Source organism: Cohnella lupini, assembly GCF_003386205.1.
Taxonomy (GTDB): Bacteria; Bacillota; Bacilli; order Paenibacillales; family Paenibacillaceae; genus Cohnella; species Cohnella lupini.
In genome coordinates this window covers 206,523-229,667 of the sequence record NZ_QRDY01000003.1, presented here as the reverse complement: position 1 = coordinate 229,667, position 23,145 = coordinate 206,523, and the positions used below count along the sequence as shown (strand labels likewise).

The following is a 23,145-nucleotide window of genomic DNA, read 5'->3' as shown; positions in this document are numbered from 1 at the left end:
TCCTACATTGAGCGGGACCTCGCGGGAGTCGATAATGAGGATATCCCAAATCCCACCATTGAAGGAGCGATTAGAATGTCGAGGATCAACGCCGGCAATACGCTCGTCCTTACCGACGAGCAACTGAAGAACTATGAAGAGCAAGGCTATATCATCCTGGAGAACCTTTTCACAGACGAAGAAACGGACCGAGTTCGCGGCATCATCGACGAGCTGGACGAGGAGTCCGAACGAGCGTTGAGCGCCAAAAAACAAGACTTCATCAACATCGCGGGGCAGATCAATTTTAACGGAAACATCAATTTCCTTCGGCCGGAGCTGCAGGGATTCATCGCCGACCGAAGGTTCGTGGATTTAACGACGACGTTACTCGGACCGGATACGAAGCTGTATTGGGACCAATCGGTTTACAAACGGCCGGAAGCGAACAGGGATTTCCCTTGGCACCAGGACAACGGTTACGTGCCGACGGTGCCGGAGCATTACCTCACTTGCTGGCTGGCTCTGGATGACGCGCGCATCGAGAACGGCTGCATCTGGGTTCAACCCGGAAGCCATAAGCAGGGCTTCGTACCTCACGTGAAAACGGATATCGGATGGGTATGTTATTCCGGGGAAGAGGAAGGAATACCGGTACCTCTGAAGAAGGGGAGCATGGTCGCGTTCCACTCCCTGCTGTTTCACCGAAGCAAGCCGAACCTGAGCAAGGCGGAAACCCGCAAAGCTTACGTCATTCAGTATTCGAGAGACGGCTCCTACAATCCGGAGACGGGGAAAGTATTCCGGAACGGACCCTTGATCGCCAAAGACGGCAAACCCGTTTACGCGGGCTTCATTCCGAAAGATCTTTGTTAAGAAGATTTCAAAAATGAAGGCTATGCAAAAGCGCGCCGAATCGGTTAAGTTGATCTTGACGAGGTGATTGGCGCGAGATGTCGACGAAATCCATGGATTGGGCGCAAGGACCGTGGACGGTTCAGCTTCACACGGTAAACAGCACATCTTATAAGAGTTTGCAGATCGAGAACCGTATTTTCCCGCATTGGATTATCAGTTACGTGAAAGAAGGCGTCATATCGACCGAATCCGGCGGGGAAACCCATGCCGCGAGACCGGGAGACGTCATGCTTCATCCGCCGCATCTCCCTTTCTCGGAGAGTTCGGATTCTAGCGGCACGCACTACTGGATGCAGGCAAGCCTCCTATGTTCTCATCACTTCGACCCGTTGCAGCTATATAGGGTATCGCCCGTCGTCTCGATAGGCGATCCCTTGAGGTATGAATCGGTTTTCCGCAAGCTCATGCTGACTTGGGAGGACAGACGGTTTTCCTTCCGCGATTTGAAGCTGACTTCGGGCATGCTGCAGCTTACCGAAATGATTTTGTCCGGTTGGGAAAAAGCCGGCAGTCCCGAACGTTCCGAAGCGTACGATCTCGTCGGGGATAGATTCGTTCGGTTGATCGGCCAGATGTCCCTGCGTTTGCAGGAAAAGCTTACTCGGGAGGATTTAGCTTCGCTCGTCCGGTTAAACACCAATTACCTGGACAGAGCTTTCCAACAAAAATACGGACTCACGCCTATGGCAATGCTCAGGGAAATGCGGTTGAAGCGTTCCAAACTACTGCTCGAGCAGACCGAGGACACGTTGGAATCGATAGCCGCTCAATGCGGATTGACCGACGCTTCGTATTTGTGCAAGCAATTCAAACGACGATACGGCACGCTGCCGGGAGAATTCAAGGAGACCGTAAGAAAGTCCCAAGCCGTCGATCTCTACGGCTCCGGACAATAGAAGAGCGTCCGCCCCTTATCCGGGGTGCGGACGCTCTTCATTACGCTGAATCTCTATGTAAGAGATTGGGGTTAGTCTCGACTACCTCCGAAACGGCGGATGTCGGCTTCGCCCGGTTCACGATGACGATCCCTCCTACGACTAGCGCAAGCGCCGCCCAAACGATCCATTGTAGCTCCTCGTTCAGAATGGCCGCCGACAGGAAGACGCCGAACACCGGCATAAGGAATAAATACATCGATACGCTCCCTACCTTGTTGTATTTCATGACCGTATTCCACAGCACGACGCCAAGCGCCGACAATGCCGCCAAATACGCTAACAACCACATCGCGGTCCAAGAAAATTCAAACGGCATGATTCCCGTGCCGCAAGCCCCGATCAACGTCAATGCCAATCCTCCGAAAAGCATCTGATTCGAGGTCATATACAGAATATCGAGTTTCGCCGATTCTCTCTTAGAGAGTATGTTGCCGAGTCCGCCGAAGAACATAGATAGCAACAAGCATATTTCGGCTATTCCGAAGCCCATCGCCAGCGAACCCTTGCCGACGCCTACGAGGACTACGCCTGCGAATCCTACGATTAGGCCAACCACCTTGCGATATGTCAACTTGTCGCTTGCATACATATAATGGGCCAAGATCATTTGAAAGAAGGAAGTGGTCCCTGCGATTATGGATCCCTGCACGCCCGTCGATCCGCTCAGTCCATAATAGAAGAACACGTATTGCAGAAGCGTCTGGAAAAAGCCGATTTTTGCCACGCTTTGCCAAGTTCCTCGCTGGTAACTGATTTTACGGCCTATCAGCTTCATCATGAACATGATCAAGCATGCCGCGAGCGTGAATCGGTACCCAGCGAACAGAATTTGCCCGAATAAGTCCTCCTTGCCGATTTCGAGCTCCTCGTAGCTTAATTTAATCATCGGAAAGGCGCTTCCCCACAGGAAAGTCGCTCCCGTCGCGGCTGCCATAATGCCTAGCGGGTGCGTGAATATTTTCTCCGTCGTCGATTTCATTGTCAGTCTCCCATAGATGTATGATGATCAAAACCTTATCTATTATAATTCGTCATGATTCGGATAGATACCCTATCTTTATTAGCTGCATGTAAACGCGAATAAAAGCGCCAAGGCACTAGAACGATGTCGTTCCGGTGCTTGGCGCTCTTGGCGCTTCGTCAGTTCTATTACTTATACACCGGTCACGGAAATCATGCCGAACGCGGCATTTCCGTAGCTAAACAAACCGGGATTCCCGCTTACCATCGGCACTTCGCCTAGATAGAGCTGCATTCTGTCCATGCGAACGAACAGCTTGCCGGCTCGAAACGTAACGCCTACCGTATGCGAACGGTTCCAATCGAAATCCTGAGGAAGCCGTCCCTCTCCGATAGCGCTCGTCTCTCCCGCCTCACCTAGCAGCACGACGGTTGCGTTCCCCGCTTCACGATCCACGCGTACTTCCACCGAGGAGGTGCCTCCCTCTTCGCGAATCGCAATGACGCCCGCATATTTAGCGGTTGCGCTAACTTTCATATCGACAGAGAATCGATACGAGTTCGATCGCTCTCGAGGAAAGGAAGTCTCGAGAATCCAAGCGGACCGCTCTTTCGGCGAACGGACTACGACCTCGTCCCCTCTCGTGTCGGCCAAGCCGTTTCCTTCGGCAAGCCTGAGCTGTCCGGCGAATCCGTCCGCGAGTTCGGCGCTTAAGGTTAGAACATCCGTGATTTCCACGCCTGCGAACGAAGCGGAAGTGTATCGCGTAACCAATCCGAACCGCCCTTCCGTAAACGGGAAGCTTCCTTCCAGAATCTTCATGCCATCCAACCGGAATACGTAACGATATCCTGCCTTCTCGACGCGAAGCAGGTGGTACGCATCGAACCGAAACGCGGAAGGCAACGCAGCCGTTATTTTTGCTTGTTGCACGCCATGCTTAACGGCGTAAGCCTGCAGTAGTCGCTGACCGACGTCGAACAAGCAAACGACGTAGTTCCGATCGTCAACGTACGCCGGGTAAATCCCGTACGATCCCCCGCTATGATCGGGATGCCACTTCATGCTCGCTTCCGCAACAGCTCCAGCGAAGCTCTTCTTGGAGATGGCATCGATAATGCCGGAGCGTTCATGCTGACGAACGGCAAGCCGAACCGCCTCCCACTTGCCGCCGCGAATATCCCATTCGGAGGATGACCAATCGGCTTGACCGCTTCCGTTACCATCGAATATTTCCCGCAAAGCAGGCATGGAAGGAACGTCCTGCGCTTGATACGACGGACCCGGAACCCACATTTCTTCCCCGCACCAGAGTAACGGATCCGCGCGCATCGTCCGTTGTTCGCGGTTCGGATCCAACTCGTCCTCCGCGTTGCGGCCATGATAAAATACCCAATCGTCCACGTTATTCGGTCCGCGTACGACGGAATTGTGCCCGACTCCTTCTACTCCCTCATTTTTGCTAATCAAAGGTACGTAAAGATCATCGGACGGGTACTTGCTCCAGTTCAACTCGGTAAGTTTCTTCCCGGACTCGGCGACGGCTGTGGAATAACCCAGAAAATAAGTAGGTCTCACATAGGCGTTGCCGCTGTACATCATATAATGTTTATTTCCGCGGCGCAGATAGAAGGCTCCTTCGATCGTATGCCAATCGCGGCCGTCGCCGAACCTGTTCTCTTCGAATACCTCTTCGTCGATCGTCGGCGCGACAACGAGCCGCGGTTTTCCCTCCAACGTGAACATATCGAGCAACCGATCCGCAAGAATGACAGTACCGGGACGTTCCGCGTCGACTCCGGCATACTCGTTATTGGAATAATATAAATAATAGATTCCGTCTTCGTCCTTCACGACGTGCGCGTCTATAGAAAACGTGTCGTAGAAGGTTTTCGCGTAAACGAAAGGTCCTTCCGGATTTTCCGAAGTCGCGACCTGCAGCCTCTCTTCATGAGCGTCTTCCTCGTCTTGGGGCATGGAGGATACGTACATGTAGAAAAGACCGTTCTCGTAGACGACCGCGGGAGCCCAATATTCCTTGAAGCCATCCCTCTGATAAGCAATTCCGAGACTCCCCCATACCACGCTATCCCGCGAAAATAGGGCGTTAACTCCAGAAGCGCCGGTCGCGTAAGCGTAATAAACCCCATTGTGCTTCAGGATATAAGGATCGGGGAGCACGCTTGTCTGCGGTTTTTCCCCTTGCTTTCCTTTTATCGCAAGCGGATTCCTATACGTCTTTTCTCCTTGCGCAGGTAAAAACTTCAATGTATCTTCCGCCATGGCATAACCACCCATTCTCGCATTTTTCATGCATGTATATCGATAGAATATCCTCGGGGTTTCCGATTGTCAAAGGATTCCATTACAAAAAACCTCCAATCCCGAACACGCCGGAATTGGAGGCTAATTCTATCATCAAGCGCCGCACTATTGTTTATTAGACCTTGACTTTGCTATCCGTATATCGGTTCGCGGGGACTGGCAAACCTAAGTTGCCGCGAAGCGTATCGGATTCGTATTCGGTGCGATAGAGGCCTCGTTCTTGAAGGATCGGAACGACCAGGTCGACGAAATCCGTCAATCCGCTCGGGATCGCGGAATGGATAATGAATCCGTCCGCCGCTTCCTCCTCGTGCCACCGCTGAATGAGATTCGCGATATGTTCGGGAGTACCCACGAATTGACCGCGCGGCGTAGCCGCTTGAAGCGCCACTTGGCGAAGCGTCAGGTTTTGCTCCTTGGCCACGGCTTTGATTTTGTCCGTGCCGCTGCGGAAGCTATTCGAGCCCAGATCTCCGAGCTCCGGGAACGGCTCGTCAAGCGGGTACCGAGTGAAATCATGATGATCGAAAAATCTGCCCAAATAGTTCAAAGCGTTATCGACCGTGACCAAGTTCGCGATCTCCTCGTATTTGCGCTCGGCTTCCTCTTGCGTTCTGCCGATAATCGGACCGATGCCCGGAAGGATGACGATATCGTCCGCGGAACGCCCCTCGGCTACGGTACGTTCTTTCACTTCCCTGTAGAACTGCTTCGCTTCCTCCAGATTTTCCTGCCCGGTGAATACGGCGTCGGCTCCTTTCGCGGCGAGTTTTTTGCCGCTTTCCGAAGAGCCCGCCTGGAAAATAACGGGGTGCCCCTGCTTCGAGCGCGAGATATTCAGAGGACCTTGAACGGAAAAATAAGTTCCTTTGTGGTCCAACCGATGCAGCTTCTCGGGGTCGAAGAATACGCCCGTTTCCTTGTTCCTGACGAATGCGTCGTCTTCCCACGAGTCCCAAAGCCCGCGCGTGACCTCCAAATATTCCTCGGCGATCTTGTAGCGCTCGTCATGCGTCGGGTGAGCAGGCTTCCCATAATTCAGAGCAGAGCCTTCCAGCGGTGAAGTCACGACGTTCCAACCCGCGCGTCCGCCGCTAATATGGTCTAGAGAACCGAATTGACGGGCAACCGTAAAGGGCTCGCTGTACGAGCTCGAGAGCGTTCCGACGAGACCGATGTTGGACGTAACGGCCGCCAAAGCGGATAGGATCGTTATCGGCTCGAAGCGATTCAGGAAGTGCGGAATCGACTTCTCGTTAATGTATAACCCGTCCGCAATGAACACGAGATCGAATTTTCCTTTTTCGGCTAATTGAGCTTGTTCCGTATAAAACTTGAAGTTAACGCTCGCGTCGGGCAAAACCTCGGGATGCCTCCAAACGCTTACGTTGCCGCCCACGCCGTGAATCAGCGCTCCGAACTTGATTTGTTTACGCTTTGCCATTATCTTCTCCTCCTCTGTTTTAAGCTTGCAGCAACACGGATTCCTTCAAGGGTAGGCGGTAGCTCTTGACTAACAAGTCGCCGTTCATGAATTCCTTGTCGTACGCCCTCTCGAAGCCTAGACGTTCGTACAATCTGACGGCGGAGTCCATCATATCGGACGTATGCAGATGGAGAGTATCGGCCTCCCACTCCAATGCCAGCTTGGCGCTCGAACGGATGAGCTCCGTTGCCACGCCGAAACCTCTCGCGCCGCGCGACACCCCTAGCAATCGGATAATGGGATTGTGGATTTCCAATTGCGGAGCTCCGTAAGCCGTCTCGGACGAATCGTAGAGGAACACGCTGCCTACGATTTCGCCGTCCAATTCCGCCACCAGCCTCGCTTTGGTCGTCGCCGAATCGATGGCTTGCAGAATGCTGTCTTTGTACTGCGCCCAACGCTCGGCCGAGAGCGTCTGCTCGTATTGTTGGTACGCGTCCAGCAGTACCCCTATGGTCGCCTCGCGATCCGTCGATACCGCATGGCGAACGGTCAATTTCTTGTCCGACATGATATACACCCGCTTTCGATTGTGGTTTATGGCTTTTCAAAATTTATTGGTTCCCCGCTAGATAGTAGAATTTAACCTATTAACCTAAGTGGTCAAATCAAGCTAACTCAGCCTTCTAGCACGGGTAACTCCGAGCGAATCGCCAGCTGTAGCGAGATTTACCCGGTTTGAACGGGTAACTCCGAGCGAATCGCCAACTGCAGCGAGAATTACCCGGTTTGAACGGGTAACTCCGAGCGAATCGCCAACTGCAGCGAGAATTACCCGGTTTGAACGGGTAACTCCGAGCGAATCGCCAACTGTAGCGAGATTTACCCGGTTTGAACGGGTAACTCCGAGCTAATCGCCAGCTGTAGCGAGATTTACCCGGTTTGAACGAGTAACTCTGAGCGAACCGCCAGCTGCAGCGAGAATTACCCGGTTTGAACGGGTAACTCCGAGCGAATCGCCAGCTGCAGCGAGAATTACCCGGTTTGAACGGGTAACTCCGAGCGAATCGCCAACTGTAGCGAGAATTACCCGGTTTGAACGAGTAACTTTACACATAAGCCCCCAACGAGTTGATGTCCTACGAAAATCGATCAGAATCCGCATCCTTACGAGCGGAGGTCTAGTAGTAACCGCGAGGGGGTAATAGAGCCTGTCGAGAAGCTATACCGTGGCTGCCCATTAGAATTCTTGCCGCTTAACCGGAATGGCTAGCTTCGCGCGAGATCTTCTCGCCCTGCTTGACTCTGTCGATCTGGGCAAGATGGCCTTGGACATGCGCGATGAACGCATGAACGATAGCCGCGAGAGTAACGGTTTCCCCTTTGAAATTGACGCCGGTTTTGCTCCAATCCTCCGAGGTTAAGCGGCGGAAAAGGAGGCTATTGTATATAAGCAGGATTCTGAAAACGTCCAATACGTCCGACGCGTTGCCGTCGTTCGACTTCTCGCCCGCAACCCATGCATCTTGGTTAAACCCGGGTAGGCGAACTTCGGAGCCCGACAGAATTTCGCGAATCCGGAAAGAAACGACGATATTGTGATCGGCCAAGTGCGCAAGCACTTCCGTCACGCTCCATTGCTTCTCGGATGCTTTCCACCTTAGTTGCTCGTCGGTTAACCCGTCGATCGCTTGTTGAAGCTGCTCATACGTGTGCAAATAAGTATCGATATCCACCGGAAGCGGAATTTGGCTTTGAGATTGCGTCACATGATTTCCTCCTTAAAAATAGCTTGGCAGCTTCATTTCGCGGTTTGCGCAAATCTGGAAGCGGAGAATATAACGGTATCCTGGCCTCAGCTTCCTCTCTCGACGCGGTCGGCCAGCATCTCGCCGACCGCGCTGGAAAACTTGAAGCCGTGCCCGGAGAACCCGCCCGCGAGCAATACGCTCGGAAATTCGGGATGGGAATCGATGATGAAATGCTCGTCGGGCGTTAATTCATACTTGCACACCGCGCTGCGCAACAATCTTCCCGCAGCGCCCGGCAGGAACGCGTCCAACGCTCGGCGCAATTCGCTCTCGTCCTCCGGATACGTTCCGAACGGCGCGAGTTCCTCGCCCGGATGCCATTCTACTCCAGTGTCGTGCCTGCCTATTTTCACGCCGGCGCCTCCGATGCTCGGAAAACCGTAATATCCCCCGGTGACGTCCCCGAACGTAAATCCGGGAAAAGCTCCCGCGTTAAACGCCGGACTTTCCGGTTCGAACCACGCCACGACCTTGCGAACGGCTTTGATCGGCAAGTCGACGAGCGAAGAGAATGTTCTGAACCAAGCTCCGGCGCTAAGGATGACCTTCGCGGCGGTGTATTCCCCGTCTTTCGTGGTTACGGTAACGGAGGACCTTCCGGGCTTGATATTCGTCACGAAAGTATGGGTAATCAGCTCCGCCCCCGTCCGAAGAGCCAATTTCTTATAAGCGGACACGCAAGCCTCGCTATAGAGATAGCCTGCGTTCGGCTCGTACATCGCGCGGTAATGATCGGGAACCCGAACGCCGGGCCAACGCTTGCGTATCTCGTCGGCGTTGAGATCCTCGACGATTACGCCGTGTTCGGCTGCATCCTGGAACCGGCCTTCATAGGTGTAAACGCCGGGGTCGGCTATATTCAGTACTCCTGCCCGCTCCAACAGCTTATCGCCGGACTCCGCTTCCGCCTCTTGCCACAGTTGGTCCGCGCGTAAAGCCATTTGAACGTAAGTAGACCCTCCGCTATAAGCATGCCTGATCAGGCGAGGCTCTCCATGATGGCTTCCGTGCGGATGCGGCGGATCGAAGGCGTCGATCAACAAAGTCTTGAGACCTCTGCGCGCCAATTCGTATCCTGCGCTCATGCCCATGGAACCCGCGCCGACGACGATGACGTCGTATAGCTGTCTCATGCCCTCGCCTCCTGCTTGAGTGACGAGTCCGTTAGCCGGGCCAGTGCATCGACAGCGAGAGCTGCAAAGAAGGAAGCTCCGACGGGCAATGCCCGCTCGTCGATATCGAACGCGGGATGATGCCATTCCTGCGTGCCCGAAGTGCCTAAGAAGAAGAATATGCCGGGCACGCGTTGCAAATAAAAAGCGAAATCCTCGCCCGCGGGAGACGGAGCCGGCTCGACGACCGTTAAGCCGAGCGATTCGGCAGTCCGCGCGGATAACGCCGCCCAATCCGGATCGTTCACGACGGCCGGCGGTCCTTCCAGCCATTTCACTTTCGTTTCCGTTTCGAAAGCGATCCCTACTCCGTGTACCACCTGCTCGAATCGCTCTTGTACCTTGGCTCGTACGCTCTCATCGAAAGTCCGCAGCGTCCCGTCGAAAATCGCCTTCTCCGCGATCACGTTCCAAGCCGTCCCGCTATTCAGCCGTGTAACGCTGATGACGGCGCTATCCAGCGCGCTTACGTTGCGACTAACGATCGATTGCAGCGCGGTAATGATGTGCGCGGCCGTCACGATGGGATCCAGTCCCGCCTCCGGAACCGCGGCGTGCGTTCCGCGCCCTTCGACCTCCACCACGAAACCATCGGCAGCCGCCATGATCGGACCGGCTTTCACGCCGATTGTTCCGACCGGCAGATTCGGCTTGTTATGCAAGCCGAATATCGCCTTGACTCCCTCCAGCGCACCGCTTGCGATGACTTGCGAAGCTCCTTTCGCCTTCTCTTCCGCCGGTTGAAAAATAAACCTGACCGTTCCTCCAAGCTCTTGCTCCCGCTCCTTCAGAGCCAATGCCGTTCCCAGCACGACGGCGGTATGAAAATCGTGGCCGCAAGCATGCATTTTGCCCGGAACCCGCGAGGCATAAGGCAAACCCGTTTCTTCCTGTATCGGCAAAGCGTCGATATCCGCTCGAATGGCGATGACCGGACCTCCGCGAAGTCCTCCGACTTCCGCGATCACTCCTGTCCGCAGCGGATAATCCGCTATGCGGATTCCCGCCTCTTCCAGCCATCCGCGAATGGAGGCCGTCGTCTCGAACTCCTCATGGGACAGCTCGGGATTTGCGTGCAGATGCCGCCTGTAGGCTACCAATCGCTCATCGAACGGTCCGGACGTCCATTTCCCCATTGCTTTCCCCTCCTAAACTGCCTATTTTTCTACTTTTCTATTTTAGACCGGTTGTTCCTCGAAAGCTTCCTTCAGTAGGCGGAACGATCGAACGCGTTTCTGGAAATCGGGTACGATCGTCGTGAAAATAAGCTCATCCGCATCGTAGGTATCCCTTAGTTCGATCAACCTCGCCCGAACCGTTTCCTTCGTCCCTCTCGTAATATCCGCATCGCGAACTTCTGCCGTATACGTCTCTCCCGCTTGTTTGGCGAATTCCTCCGCTTGCTCCAGCGAACCGACGTTCACCGTCTTCCCGCTGGCGAGCGTCACGCGAACGCTCTTGAAGTGACCGGCCAGCTCCGCGGCCTCTTCTTCCGTATCCGCCGCGATGACGGACAAGGCCAATATCGCGACAGGGCGTGTACCCTTATCCGGATTGAAAAACTCGCGGTAAGTATCGAACGCAGCCCTCGCTGTATCCGGATCGTTGTTGATGAAGAGCGCGAACGCATACGGGTAACCTCGTTCCGCCGCGAGCTTCGCGCTGGATACGCTCGTGCCAAGCAGGTAAATGTCCGCTGGCAGCAGCGGCAACGGATTCGCCTGCAGACCCGCTAGCGGGTGGCCATCATCGAACGAACCGTGCAGAAATTTTTCCAGCTCGACCAGTTTATCCGCGAGCGGTTCGGTTTCGGACAACCCTTTTTGCAATGCTTTAGTAGATCGCGGCAACCCTCCCGGCGCTCTGCCGATTCCTAAATCTACTCTACCAGGCGCAAGAGAAGCCAGCACGTTGAAATTTTCCGCCACTTTGTACGGACTGTAATGCTGAAGCATGACGCCGCCGGATCCGATGCGGATTTTCTCCGTTCGGGCGAGCAGGTGGGAGATCAGCACCTCGGGGGAAGCACCAGCCATTTGCGGGGAGTCATGATGCTCCGACACCCAGAAGCGTTCGAAGCCGAGCTCTTCCGCAAGCTGCGCCAGCTTGATCGTATTGCCTAGAGCTTCCGCCGGCGTTTGCCCCGGGAAGACGATGCTTTGGTCTAATATTCCGAATTTGATAGCCACGAACGTCCGCTCCTTTTGATTAAATCGAATAGGCGCTTTCCGGGGTAATCCTTGCAAGGAATTGCTTCGTTCTCTCCTCCTTGGGAGAATTGAATATATGTTTGGGATGACCCTCTTCCACGATGACGCCTTCGTCCATGAAAACGACGTGGTTCGCGACGTCCTGGGCGAATCCCATCTCATGGGTCACGATAATCATCGTGATCCCTTCTTTGGCGATTTTGCGAATGACGGCGAGCACTTCGCCGACAAGCTCCGGATCGAGCGCGGAGGTCGGTTCGTCGAACAGAATGACTTCAGGGTTAAGAGCAAGCGCCCGGGCAATGCCGACGCGTTGTTGCTGTCCCCCCGATAGCTGGCTTGGATAAGAGCTCAGCTTGTTCCCAAGCCCTACCTTCTCCAGTAATTCAATGCTGAGCTTGCGTGCTTCGTCCCTGGATATTTTCTTGACGATCACAAGTCCTTCCATTACGTTCTCGAGAGCCGTCTTATGTCGGAACAAGTTATAATTCTGGAATACCATCGCCGTTTTCCGGCGGAGGGCATGAATGTCTTTCTTGGCGGGATTTCTGCAATTGACGATGAAGTCGTCGATGGAAATTTCCCCGTCGTTCGGCTTCTCCAAGTAATTGATGCATCTGAGAAGAGTCGTCTTGCCGGACCCGCTCGGTCCCAGAATCGCGACGACTTCGCCCTTCTCGACGGTGAGGTCGATTCCGTTCAGCACTCGGTTGCGGCCGAAGGATTTCGTGATTTTCGTCAGCTTGATCATGCGACACCCCCGCGATTGTATACGTTGATCCGTTTCTCCAGCCAAGCCGTAATTCTCTCGATGACGATCGTCAGTCCCCAGAAAATCAACGCGGCGGCAAGATAGGCTTCGAAGAACTTCCAGTTCGTCGCGGCGACGATCTGAGCCTTGGCGTTAATATCGACGACGGATACCGTAAAAGCAAGCGTCGAACCGTGAAGCATTCCGATCAACGAGTTCGACAGGTTCGGCAGCGCCGCCGCGAACGCTTGGGGGAACACGATCCTGCGCAACGCTTGGAACGTCGTCATTCCGATCGAATGCGCGGCTTCGAGCTGTCCTTTGTCGACGGCCAGCATACCGGAGCGAATGACTTCCGCCAAGTAAGCCCCGGCCGTGATCGAGAAGGAGATGTAGGCGAAGCCGATCATCGGAATCGAAACCGAGTTGAACGACCAGCCGTATTTCTCCGCGAGACCGTCAATGATCAGGGGCAATCCGAAGTAGATGAGCAGTAGATGGGTAAGCATCGGCGTTCCACGAATGAAAGTAACGTACGAGGTTCCTAGTTGGTTCAGCACCGGAATCTTGTATATCCGGCTTAACGCTACGATCGTGCCGATGATGAAGCCGCAACTTACGGAAACGACGGTGATGTAAAGAGTATTCGGAATGGCCGGCAACAGCTTCACGAATGCCGTCCATATGAACGAAAAATCCAGCGTCATATGCCCGAACCTCCTTTGCTTAACGCGATCTCGCCATCTATTCTGCTGTTCAACCATTTTCTGCCCATCGGGACCCTGTCTTTGCTCGAGATCGGTGCTTCATGCTTGAGCAGCCTGCGTTCCGCGAGATTAAACAGCTTTTCCAGGATGAAGCTAATAATAAAATAGACGAGAGCGAGCGCGACGTAGCTCTCGATGAAATGCCTGGACATCGTAACCAGCGTCTGCGATTTGCCCGTCAGCTCCATGACTCCCAGCGTGAAGGCGAGCGAGGTATCCTTCAACGTGGCGATGACCAAGTTAGCCAAGATCGGAATCGATATCGCGAGCGCCTGGGGGAACACGATCCGCGTGAACGCTTGAAATCCGGTCATGCCGACCGCATACGCAGCCTCCACCTGCCCCCGGTCAACGGCCGTTACCGCCGCCCGGATTCCTTCGGACATGTAAGCTCCGCTATGCAAGCCGTATGCCAGAATGACGAAAAACAGCACCGGTACTTTCGAAACATCGATATTCGCGAGCTTCAGAATCTCGGGCAACCCGTAGTAGATCAAGAACAATTGGATAAGGATCGGCGTGCCGCGGAAAAACGAAGCATACACTTGGGATATCCTCTGAAGCACGGGTATTTTATAAAGCCTGGGAAGGGCGACGAGAAACCCGACGCCCATTCCTACGAGTATGGAGCTTCCGACGATAACCAGGGAGATTCTAATGAAAGGCAGCAGTTTCAGAAAATACTCGAATACGAAGGCGATATCGAATTGCGTACCCATACCTCGACTTCACCCTTTCTGGAAGATTAGACTATTTTTCCGAGACCGATGCGTCGAAGCCCAACCATTCCGTGCTCAATTTGCCCAACGTTCCATCCGCTTTCAGTTCGATGATCGCCCTATCCACCGCATCTGCCAAAGTTTGCTGCTCGGGATCGTTCTTGCGGAACAAGAACAGGATATCGGCTTCGCTGAGCGCTTTGCCTACGGTCTTCAGCTTGCCTTCCGGATCGATGATCGGTAGCACGAAATCGGCTGCTAACGTGCCGTATACCCGGCCGGAGGTGATTTGGGAAACGGCGTCGTTAGCTCCGCCGTTGTTATACACGATATCGATCCCGTCTTTGTTGTCCTTGTTGTAGTTCTCGAGAAGTTGAGCTTGCGCGCTCGTTGCCGTCGTGAAGAACTTCTTGCCTTTGACGTCATCCAAGGTTTCGATCGGATCGTTGTTTTCTTTAGCGACGACGATTTTATTTTTCCAGTGCGCGTAGGCTTCTTTGTTAAACAGATATTTAGCTTCGCGTTCGGCGTTTTTCTCGAACTCGTGCGCTGCCAGATCAATTTTCTTGGTCTCCAGGCTGAGCAGAATGTTAGTGAAGTCCACTACTTGCAGCTCGAATTCGTATTCGGGAAGGCGCTTATCGATTTCCCGAACCAGTTCGACGTCGAATCCGGTCAGCTTGCCGCTCTCGTCGACGAATGCGACTTTCGGGAATTGGTTGCCCGTACCTACGACGATTTTCTTGACCTCCGCCGGCGCTTCCGGGCTTGCAGCGGCCGACTCGCTAGGAGCGGCGCTCTCGGAAGCCGCTGCCGTGCTTGCGACCGGCGCTTCGGACAATGCCCCCGCGCTTGCGTTTTTGGCGTTATTGTTCTTAGCTCCGCACGCCGCCAAGGTTAAAACCAAGATAATTGCAATTGCCAGCCATGTCGTTTTTTTCATGAGATGATTCCCTCCGCTTTTCTGTTTTTATTAAACTTATAATTCCTAGTGGTTAAGTAAGAATTAACGTTGGATTTAACGATATCACCGAGCGATTGTACCGTCAATGCATTCGATAATAGAGATATTCTATAGGTCGATTCAATAATCCGATAATTCGCATCATTTTACATTGTTTTAATCTTGATGAAGCTCTGAATAGAAAAAACCGCCCGGTCTTAAAGACCAAGGCGGCGAATACGATACGAAAAATAATTTCAATCGATCTAGCTGAAAAGGCATGCCAATCGAGCACCCTCGTTGCACTTACGAAATGACAATTTTCTCCTTAGCGCGAATTCCGATCCAAGTAATTTCTTCGGCTAGCTCTTCCGCAGCCCGATCCAGACGTTCCTGCAATTCCTCAGACAATTCGAATCCGCCGGCGTCAAGCCGCTGAACCCATTGGTCGATGGCATACACCCCGACAAGTATGTTCCTGCTGCCCAAGACGGACAAAATCGGCTTCAATGCGTAATCCAAGCTTAACAAATGGGCGATCGTTCCTCCGATGAACAGGGGAAGCGTCGCCTTGCCTTTAAGTCCGGTCTGAGGAAGCAGATCCAAGAAAGCCTTCAGAATTCCCGTGAAGGAAGCCTTATACACCGGGCTCGCGATAACTACTCCGCTTGCGGATTCTACTACAGCCAATGCTTCAAGTATTTTCTCATCCTTGAAATTCGCGTGCAACAGCGCCTCCGCCGGAAGCTCGGATACGCGAATATGGCTGATTTTAATCCCCGCTTCCACCCATTTGCTCTCCACGCGCTCGATGATTCCGTTTAATCGGGAGCCCGGCGTTGGACTGCCTCCAATAATAACGATGTGACTCATGGTAATTCCTCCGATTCGATAATTAGAGATCATTTACGATTTCATTTGCTCCACGCGGGTGACGGTTGTCTTAGCGTAAGCACCTTGCCGATTTCTATGATAGCCGACAGAAACGGATCATGCTCGCCGTGTCCGGAAATCACATTCGTCTGCAGCGATATCCCGCTCGTCTCCGGGACGCGGAGAGAGAACAATTTTCCTTCGGCGACTTCCTCGCGCACGCATACGTTAGGAAGGAAGGAGATGCCCGCTTTCCGCAGGACCAGCTTCTTGGCCATTTCCGAATTATCCGTATGGATACGGATATTCGGCGACTGCTCCAAATGCTCGAATAACCGATGAATTCTCAGCCAATCCAATGCACCGCATTCGAAGAATACGAGGGGTTGCTCCGCGATTTGCTCTACGGACACCCGGTCGGCATCGACGAATGGATGATTCTCGTAAGCGTACAAGGAAATCGGATCTTCGTAGAACTTAACGGATTGCAGATTCGGATGATTCACGTTGCGAACGAAGCCGACATCTACTTCCTTGCCGAGTACCTTCCCCACGATCTCGTCGGTCGTACCCGTTACGAATTTGAAATGCGTATTCGGAAATTTGTTCTGCAGGTCGGGGAGCAGCTCCGGTATGATGTAATTGGACACCGATACCGTGCATCCGATTCTGAATTCGTCAGGCAGCGACTTCTTGCGGTTCACGTGCAGCTTCCCCTTCTGGTACGTGAGCAGAAGCTGCTGGGCGTAAGGCAGAAACCTCTTACCTTCGTCGGTAATCTGGATTTGCTTGCCTTGCCGGTCGAACAGTTTGCAATCGAGGTCCCGCTCGAGCGATTGAATCCGAGCTGTTACCGATGGTTGCGATAAGTATAACGCTTCCGCCGCTTTATTGAAACTTCCGCAATGAATAACGTACACGAACGCTTCGATGTTTTCTATGTTAACAAGAAACACCTCCAGTCCATCTGTATCATATTTAACCAATAGGATAACTTGGAATAATGTAAAAGTAAAGGATATTTTCTATCACCCTTAGAGAAGCTTCGGTGAATAAAATACATGACTTGGCGCCGATTCTTAATCGCCAAGCTTCCGGAATCGCCAACGTTATAGTTCGCAACGCGAAAGGAACTGCCCATGCAGCCCCTCTGATGGTTCGATAGAACTTATTGCTGATTATCGCTAATGTCTATCGCCTCCCGCCTGTTCGAAATCCCGCAGTCCATACCTGGCATAAGCGGGACACAACCCGGGATTCGCCCTGCTTAATTGCGCCGCGTAGGCAGGATCGCCCTCGGCCAGCACGAAATAATAGCTGCTGATGACATGATTGCCGGGAATCGATCCGTTATGGAAAGATAGCATTTCGGACTGGGCAACGTGCTTGTAGTAATAGGTTCTTGTTCTCTTGGGCAACTTGAACGCCTGCGGCGGCAAATGCGTCACGACGTCGAATCGGTTGTTAATGCGATAACTATACCTCAGACGATTATTGAATGTTTTGGCGAATGTCGGATCCCCTACCCGCGGCGAGCCATAGGTATATACCCCTGGATTGCCGAATAACGTATTCGTTGATATATCCAAGGCACACAGGGTAGCAAGCGCTCCCCCTAGGCTATGGCCCGTTATATATAAAGTTTTGTCGGTAGATATCTCTCGTAGAGCTTTCAATACGCATTCCCGTGCCGAATAGTAGATATTAGAGATTCCGCGGTGGCTCTGTCCGGCATTCTTAACGCATTTGTATTTCGATTGGCTCGCCATCGCATCCGAGACCCAATCGGTCGTCGAGCTCGTACCCCGAAAAGCGATGATCGCATATTCGGGAGATTGGATAATAAATCCGAATCTCTCCGTGACGCCGGTCAACGACTCGGCTAGAATATCCGCTACCGGCTCATAGGATTCGGGCATGACGAACGAGCCGTCGGGATTATTATAATGCGCGTAAGTCTGACTGCACACGGATGCGAGAAATATCGCCGTCCGGTTATCGTATCCGCTTGCTTTCATCCGCTCAACCTCCGCCTCATTCCATAAACTATTAAGAAGAGAGCCGCGTGGTGCCTAGAGAACCGACGATGGATATCGATTTATTTTTCTTTTTCCCTAACCTCGCATGGCGTCGTTCCTACGATTTTCTTGAAGGCGGCGTAGAACGATGGTCCGCGCTCGTGACCTACCCTTGCGCGAAAGTCGCTCCGGAAAGGAACTCCGGTTGCTGACGAGCATCGATATCTGGTTCATGTTTACCATAGTCGCTTTTACCGACTATCGGCGCGCAGGGCGAGACGGGGTGGTCAGCCTTAGTCGCTTTTTCCGACTATGGCGTTGCGGGGCGATACGGGGTGGTCAGCCTTAGTCGCTTTTTCCGACTATTGGCGCGTGGGGCGATACGGGGTGGTCAGCCTTAGTCGCTTTTTCCGACTATGGGCGCGCGGGGCGAGGCGGGTCGGTCAGCCTTAGTCGCTTTTTCCGACTATTGGCGCGTGGGGCGATACGGGGTGGTCAGCCTTAGTCGCTTTTTCCGACTATGGCGGCGCGAGGCGATACGGGGTGGCCAGCCTTAGTCGCTTTTTCCGACTATGGCGGTGCGGGGCGAGGCAATCGCCAAAAAAAAGCGTTCGCTCCGCCAAATAGACCGCGGAAGCGAACGCTTATATTTCCTATTAATCCTCCAAAATCAACTCCACGACCGTATCACGCTCATCCGGCAACGGATAAGTGAGCACCTCCGGGCGCGCGAAGTTAAAGAATGCGTCGTTGGGATACATCTCGGTATTCCACGGCCTGGAAACGAATAATTCGGAGCCGTCCGAGAGCAGCCTCGCTTGCTTAACGCGACCCGCCAGTCCGGCTAGGTTAACCGGTCCGATGCTCTCCTCGAAAATATGAGCATACAGCTTATTTCCTTTCCGCGTGTACCGTCCCCATTCCGGCTTAGGAAGCTCCGACTGACCGCAACCGTATATGCTATCTCCGTTGCGCAGCACCCACTCGCCGACTTCCTCCAGAATTCGTACCGATTCCAACGGAATCTCGCCCTTGGCGTCCGGCCCGACGTTCAGAAGCAGGTTCCCGTTCTTGCTCACGCACTCGACGAGCTTACGAATGATCGTTCCCGCCTTTTTATAAGTCTTATCCGTGGACCCGTAGCCCCAATTATTGTTCAACGTGACGCACGCTTCCCATGGGATCGAGCGACCTTCGTTGTCGGTTACCCCGCTCGGCGGAATGATCTGCTCCGGCGAAGCGAAATCTCCGGAATAAAAGCTCGGATTGCTCGTGTGGATACTGCCGCCATTCCCGCCGCTAGCATCCAAGCGATTATCCAATACGATATGCGGCTGGAGGGAACGAATCGTCTCCATCAGTTCGGTCGCGCGCCACGTTTCGCCTTTCATTTCCCCGTAAGAGAAGTCGAACCACATGATATCCAGCTTGCCGTAATCCGTTAGGAGCTCGCGGATCTGTCCGTGCATATAGTCCAAATATCGACCGAACGTGCTCGGATCCCGTTTGTACGCTTCGTTATCCCGCATGGGGTGATGCTCATCCCCGTATGCCGGATAGTCGGGGTGGTGCCAATCGATCAGAGAGTAGTACAACCCCACTTTAAGGCCTTCCTCGCGGAAAGCGTCAAGGAATTCCCGAACGAGATCGCGTCCCGATTTCGTGTTCGTCGATTTGTAATCCGTCAGCTTGCTATCGAATAAACAGAAGCCGTCGTGGTGCTTCGCGGTCAACACGGCGTATTTCATGCCCGCGGCCTTCGCCGTCTTGGCCCAGGCCTTGGGGTCGTATCTCACCGGATTGAATTCGTCGAAATAAACTTGGTAATCCTCATTGCTGATTCTTTCCGAATTCCTTACCCATTCGCCTCTTGCGGGGATTGCGTACAGTCCCCAGTGAATGAACATTCCGAAGCGATCCTTAAGGAACCATTCCGTTCTCTCGGTCCGTTGCTCGATATAAGTTTGTCCCATTTCGTAAGCGCCTCCACTTTTTCGACTATCCCCAGTCTAGCAACCATTTGCTATAATCAAAAGGCAGGGAATTAGCTTGCATGGGGATAAGATTAACTTTCTGAGGTGAACGACGATGACGCTTAATCCAAGCTCGGTTTTCATGACCGATCTGCTCCACAGCCTTCAGGTTCATCTCGTCGAAGCGCATTACACGCACTGTCCGCCCGAATGGCGCGAGACGGATTATATACCCGCATACAACAAGTTCTACTTCATCCGCGAAGGAGAAGGTTGGTTGAAAATAGACGGCAAAGAATACTCTCCGACGGCCGGTCAGCTATGCCTGATGCCTGCCCACGTTGAGCAGTCGTTTTCGGCGATTAACGCGAATACGTACCGCAAATATTGGTGCCATTTTACCGCTACGGTGGGCGAGCTTGATCTCTTCCAATGGTTGGACGTTCCCAAGTGCATGGACATACGCAACAACGAACGTATGCTAGCCTTGTTCCTTGAACTCACGGAATTGCATAACGATTCCGCCTTCACGGCGCGAATTCGCGAGAAAGCCGTTTTGCTGGAAATCATCGCCTGTTTCTTAACCGAAGCCGACAGCCACATCCGCGTCGTTCCGGGCAGAGCGGGCGATATCACCCGATTGAACATGATCGAGCAATTCATTGAAGATCATTTATCCGAGCCCGTCACGCTGGAGCAAATCGCCAAGCACGTCCATCTGCATCCCAACTATCTCGTCCGCTACTTTAATAAGCATTTTGCGGTATCGCCGCTTAAATATTTGAACCGCAAGAGAATTCAGAAGGCGAAATCCTTGCTCGGGGCGACTTCCCTCAGCGTGAAGGAGGTAGCCGAAAGGGTCGGATACCCCGACACGAACCATTTCGCCAAAGCCTTTCGCAGGGAGAGCAGCCGCAGTCCAACGGAATACCGGGCACAAGCGTTAGCAGTTCACTCCCCGCGGACGGATTAAAGATGGATTCCTTTTTTATTACTCCTATTCGATAAACGAGCTTTCCCTCTCCGAAAAAAATTCCAACCCGACTACCGGGTTGGAATTCGTTTTTTCTCCGCAGAAACTCGATTCAGCTAGCGGTTTTATATTTCACGCGAACTCTTTTTCCCTTGGCTGACAATCGCTCGACAATCTTATCCAACGTCTTGGATGCCGAATGGTCCCAAACGTGGGTAGCGGACAGATCCAGGCATATTTTATCGTGGTCGTCATTGAAGTCGATCCGATCGAGCAACTTATCGCTGGAAACGAAAAATAATTGACCCGTCACTCGATATACCTTCTCGTCGCCGTTTTGTTCCTCCTTAATCTGAAGCTGCGTAGCGGAACGGTAAGCGTACACTAGAACGCTAAATAACACGCCGACGATGACTCCGATCGCCAAATCGTGCGTCGCCACGACGATCGCCACGGTAATAAGCATGATCGCCGTATGGGCGGCGGGCTTGCTTCGAATGGTACGGAAATAGTTCCAATCGAAAATCTCGATGCACACCATCATCATGACTCCGACCAACGCGGCTATCGGGATACTATTGAGTACGTCATCCAGCACGAATACGAGTAGGAGAAGCACCAAACCGGCGACTAAAGTCGATAACCTTCCCCGTCCGCCTACCTTAACGTTAATGGCGGATTCCGCGATGAGCGCGCACCCGGCCATTCCACCGAAGAAGCCGGTAACCGTATTAGCGATACCTTGGCCCTTCATTTCCTTATCCTTGCTCGTCTTCTTCTCCGTCATCTCGTCGATGATCGTCTGGGTCAAGAGCGTCTCAGAATAACCTACGATCGCAAGCGAGAATGCCGTCGGCAACAAAATCCATAACGTATCCAAAGTGAACGGGATATTAGGAATATGCAAGAACGGGACCGTGGGCTCGATGTTCGCAAGATCTCCGACGGTGCTTAAGTTGAGATGCGTGAATACGACGGTCACGGTCATAAAACCGACCGCCACAAGCGGGGAAGGCACGGATTTCGTGAATTTGGGCAAAATATAGATAATAGCGAGCGTCGCGACGACCATGGCGTACATAAGCCATGATTGGCCTTCGAAATAGCGGAGCTGCGAGATGAAAATAAGGATGGCGAGCGAGTTGATGAATCCGGTTATGACCGAGTGCGGCACGAAGCTCATCCATCTTCCCATCTTGAACAATCCCATCGCCAGTTGAATGACTCCGGTTAATATCGTGGCGGCGAACAGATATTCCACGCCGTGCTGCGCCACAAGCGCCGTCATGAGCACCGCCATGGAACCCGCCGTAGACGAGACCATTGCCGGACGGCCGCCGAATATAGATATGAGTACGAGAATGCAAATCGTCGAATAAATGCTGATCATCGGATTAACGCCGGCGATGAAAGCAAACGCAAGCGAATCGGGGATTAGCGCCAGGACCGTCGTAATCCCCGCCAACACATCCGCCCGTATATTGGAAAACCAGGATATTCTTAATCGGTCTAACATACCCTTGCTCCTTCTCTAGTTGCGTAGTAAGTTGCACTCGTTGATGATAACCTGAACGCGGGCATTCGTCTACGATCGTAAAAAACATCCGTCCTCTCGCGGTTCGAGAGGAACGGATGTCGGGTTGAATCAAGATTTAGCTTCCGTGCTTTTGGCGGGTTTCGTTTTCCGCTTCAAATGGTTCTGATACGAAGCTTCTAACAGACGGTTCATCCCCTGGGAGAATTCTTCATCGGACGGTGACTTATCGATCTTGGAATCGGGGAAACGGATATCCTTGGCTTCCCAGTTGTTCGTTGCAAGATTATGCTTGAAGCCTTTGGATAACAAAAATTTGCGTCTGTTATCCTTATATTCGGGCGCTTTCGGCACTTCCTCTTCCGGCTTCTTCGGCTCGGGAGCTTCTTCGGACGCATTGACAGTCGGCGCGACAGGCTTAATGCCGCGGGCTTCGTCGGCCTTCATCTTCTCATGCTCGGCGAGGGAGATAGGCTTAGGCGGCTTGTTCCCTTTCAACCAATCGAGGTCGTAGCGCATTCTGGAGTTAATGATGTAACAAGGCTTGCCCTTGATATTCTCTTTGGGAATTTCGTCCCGAAGCTCCGGACGTTTCTTGAAGCCTTCGATTACGAGCCGGATTTGCTCCTTCTCGACGGCAATGGGAACAACCTCGTTGCCAGGCATATATACGTCGCACATGACCTGCTTGAACAGAAATTCGCCAAGCTCCGAATCGAAATAGTTGGAAAAGGTCACGGCAATTTCTTTTTTATTAATCGTAATCGTTTGATTCAAGGTAAATCCTCCTCATGACTAAAAAAGCTCGCTATTTCTTATTATATCCCATATCGGGCAAAAGAGCAGTAGCAAGC

Annotated in this window: 22 protein-coding genes; 4 read left to right on the top strand and 18 right to left on the bottom strand. The window is 52.9% G+C overall.

Annotation, left to right across the window (positions count from 1 at the left end; all coding sequences use genetic code 11):
* Positions 1-75 precede the first annotated feature (75 nt).
* Together DFP95_RS07985 and DFP95_RS07980 are read left to right on the top strand one after the other, a co-directional pair.
* Positions 76-855: a phytanoyl-CoA dioxygenase family protein gene (locus tag DFP95_RS07985; protein WP_115992070.1), complete on the top strand. Its 780-nt coding sequence runs from the start codon at positions 76-78 to the stop codon at positions 853-855.
* Positions 856-932: 77 nt separating this feature from the next.
* Complete coding sequence (locus DFP95_RS07980) at positions 933-1,793, top strand: helix-turn-helix domain-containing protein (protein WP_115992069.1); 861 nt, start codon at positions 933-935, stop codon at positions 1,791-1,793.
* A gap of 40 nt (positions 1,794-1,833) precedes the next feature.
* Here the strand turns inward: DFP95_RS07980 and DFP95_RS07975 are convergent, their stop codons facing one another.
* The 15 genes from DFP95_RS07975 to DFP95_RS07905 all read right to left on the bottom strand — a co-directional run bounded on the left by DFP95_RS07975 (position 1,834) and on the right by DFP95_RS07905 (position 17,811).
* Entirely contained in the window at positions 1,834-2,814 is a 981-nt protein-coding gene (locus DFP95_RS07975; protein WP_115992068.1) for a DMT family transporter, read from the bottom strand.
* 174 nt (positions 2,815-2,988) lie between these two features.
* Positions 2,989-5,079, bottom strand: a complete 2,091-nt coding sequence (locus tag DFP95_RS07970; protein WP_181907316.1) for a glycoside hydrolase family 43 protein — start codon at positions 5,077-5,079, stop codon at positions 2,989-2,991.
* 157 nt (positions 5,080-5,236) lie between these two features.
* Positions 5,237-6,565, bottom strand: a complete 1,329-nt coding sequence (locus DFP95_RS07965) for an LLM class flavin-dependent oxidoreductase (protein WP_115992066.1) — start codon at positions 6,563-6,565, stop codon at positions 5,237-5,239.
* Between the two features lie 19 nt (positions 6,566-6,584).
* Positions 6,585-7,118: a GNAT family N-acetyltransferase gene (locus tag DFP95_RS07960; protein ID WP_115992065.1), complete on the bottom strand. Its 534-nt coding sequence runs from the start codon at positions 7,116-7,118 to the stop codon at positions 6,585-6,587.
* A gap of 685 nt (positions 7,119-7,803) precedes the next feature.
* The gene (locus DFP95_RS07955) at positions 7,804-8,316 is read right to left on the bottom strand and encodes a DinB family protein (RefSeq protein WP_115992064.1); all 513 of its coding nucleotides are present in this window, start codon (positions 8,314-8,316) and stop codon (positions 7,804-7,806) included.
* An 86-nt stretch (positions 8,317-8,402) separates the two neighbouring features.
* Positions 8,403-9,491 (bottom strand): N-methyl-L-tryptophan oxidase, encoded by a 1,089-nt coding sequence (gene solA, locus DFP95_RS07950; RefSeq protein WP_115992063.1) that lies wholly within the window; start codon positions 9,489-9,491, stop codon positions 8,403-8,405.
* The gene (locus DFP95_RS07945) at positions 9,488-10,666 is read right to left on the bottom strand and encodes an amidohydrolase (RefSeq protein ID WP_115992062.1); all 1,179 of its coding nucleotides are present in this window, start codon (positions 10,664-10,666) and stop codon (positions 9,488-9,490) included. The genes solA and DFP95_RS07945 overlap by 4 nt, the downstream gene beginning before the upstream one ends.
* Positions 10,667-10,708: 42 nt before the next feature.
* Positions 10,709-11,719: an LLM class flavin-dependent oxidoreductase gene (locus DFP95_RS07940; protein ID WP_115992061.1), complete on the bottom strand. Its 1,011-nt coding sequence runs from the start codon at positions 11,717-11,719 to the stop codon at positions 10,709-10,711.
* 19 nt (positions 11,720-11,738) lie between these two features.
* The gene (locus DFP95_RS07935) at positions 11,739-12,491 is read right to left on the bottom strand and encodes an amino acid ABC transporter ATP-binding protein (RefSeq protein WP_115992060.1); all 753 of its coding nucleotides are present in this window, start codon (positions 12,489-12,491) and stop codon (positions 11,739-11,741) included.
* On the bottom strand, positions 12,488-13,198 hold the full coding sequence (locus DFP95_RS07930) for an amino acid ABC transporter permease (protein WP_115992059.1): 711 nt from the start codon (positions 13,196-13,198) through the stop codon (positions 12,488-12,490). The genes DFP95_RS07935 and DFP95_RS07930 overlap by 4 nt, the downstream gene beginning before the upstream one ends.
* Positions 13,195-13,977: an amino acid ABC transporter permease gene (locus DFP95_RS07925; RefSeq protein WP_115992058.1), complete on the bottom strand. Its 783-nt coding sequence runs from the start codon at positions 13,975-13,977 to the stop codon at positions 13,195-13,197. The genes DFP95_RS07930 and DFP95_RS07925 overlap by 4 nt, the downstream gene beginning before the upstream one ends.
* 31 nt (positions 13,978-14,008) lie before the next feature.
* Positions 14,009-14,920: a transporter substrate-binding domain-containing protein gene (locus DFP95_RS07920; protein WP_115992057.1), complete on the bottom strand. Its 912-nt coding sequence runs from the start codon at positions 14,918-14,920 to the stop codon at positions 14,009-14,011.
* Between the two features lie 306 nt (positions 14,921-15,226).
* Positions 15,227-15,793 (bottom strand): NADPH-dependent FMN reductase, encoded by a 567-nt coding sequence (gene ssuE / locus DFP95_RS07915; RefSeq protein WP_115992056.1) that lies wholly within the window; start codon positions 15,791-15,793, stop codon positions 15,227-15,229.
* Between the two features lie 41 nt (positions 15,794-15,834).
* A complete protein-coding gene (locus DFP95_RS07910) occupies positions 15,835-16,749 on the bottom strand; it encodes a LysR family transcriptional regulator (RefSeq protein WP_115992055.1) in 915 nt (304 codons plus the stop codon).
* A gap of 228 nt (positions 16,750-16,977) precedes the next feature.
* Complete coding sequence (locus tag DFP95_RS07905) at positions 16,978-17,811, bottom strand: lipase family protein (protein WP_115992054.1); 834 nt, start codon at positions 17,809-17,811, stop codon at positions 16,978-16,980.
* Positions 17,812-17,861: 50 nt separating this feature from the next.
* Here DFP95_RS07905 and DFP95_RS28855 point away from each other — a divergent pair, with 50 nt between their 5' ends.
* Positions 17,862-18,023 carry a hypothetical protein gene (locus tag DFP95_RS28855; protein ID WP_181907315.1) on the top strand — a complete coding sequence of 54 codons (162 nt, stop codon included), beginning with the start codon at positions 17,862-17,864 and terminating at the stop codon, positions 18,021-18,023.
* Between the two features lie 444 nt (positions 18,024-18,467).
* Here the strand turns inward: DFP95_RS28855 and DFP95_RS07900 are convergent, their stop codons facing one another.
* Positions 18,468-19,784 (bottom strand): alpha-L-fucosidase, encoded by a 1,317-nt coding sequence (locus DFP95_RS07900; protein WP_115992053.1) that lies wholly within the window; start codon positions 19,782-19,784, stop codon positions 18,468-18,470.
* Between the two features lie 115 nt (positions 19,785-19,899).
* Between DFP95_RS07900 and DFP95_RS07895 the strand changes: the two genes are divergently transcribed.
* Positions 19,900-20,757, top strand: a complete 858-nt coding sequence (locus tag DFP95_RS07895) for an AraC family transcriptional regulator (RefSeq protein WP_115992052.1) — start codon at positions 19,900-19,902, stop codon at positions 20,755-20,757.
* Between the two features lie 112 nt (positions 20,758-20,869).
* On the opposite strand, the gene DFP95_RS07890 is transcribed toward DFP95_RS07895, so the two are convergent.
* Together DFP95_RS07890 and DFP95_RS07885 are read right to left on the bottom strand one after the other, a co-directional pair.
* Positions 20,870-22,273, bottom strand: coding sequence for a SulP family inorganic anion transporter (locus tag DFP95_RS07890; RefSeq protein ID WP_115992051.1), 1,404 nt, complete (start codon positions 22,271-22,273; stop codon positions 20,870-20,872).
* Between the two features lie 129 nt (positions 22,274-22,402).
* A complete protein-coding gene (locus DFP95_RS07885; protein WP_115992050.1) occupies positions 22,403-23,068 on the bottom strand; it encodes a hypothetical protein in 666 nt (221 codons plus the stop codon).
* Between the last annotated feature and the right edge of the window lie 77 nt (positions 23,069-23,145).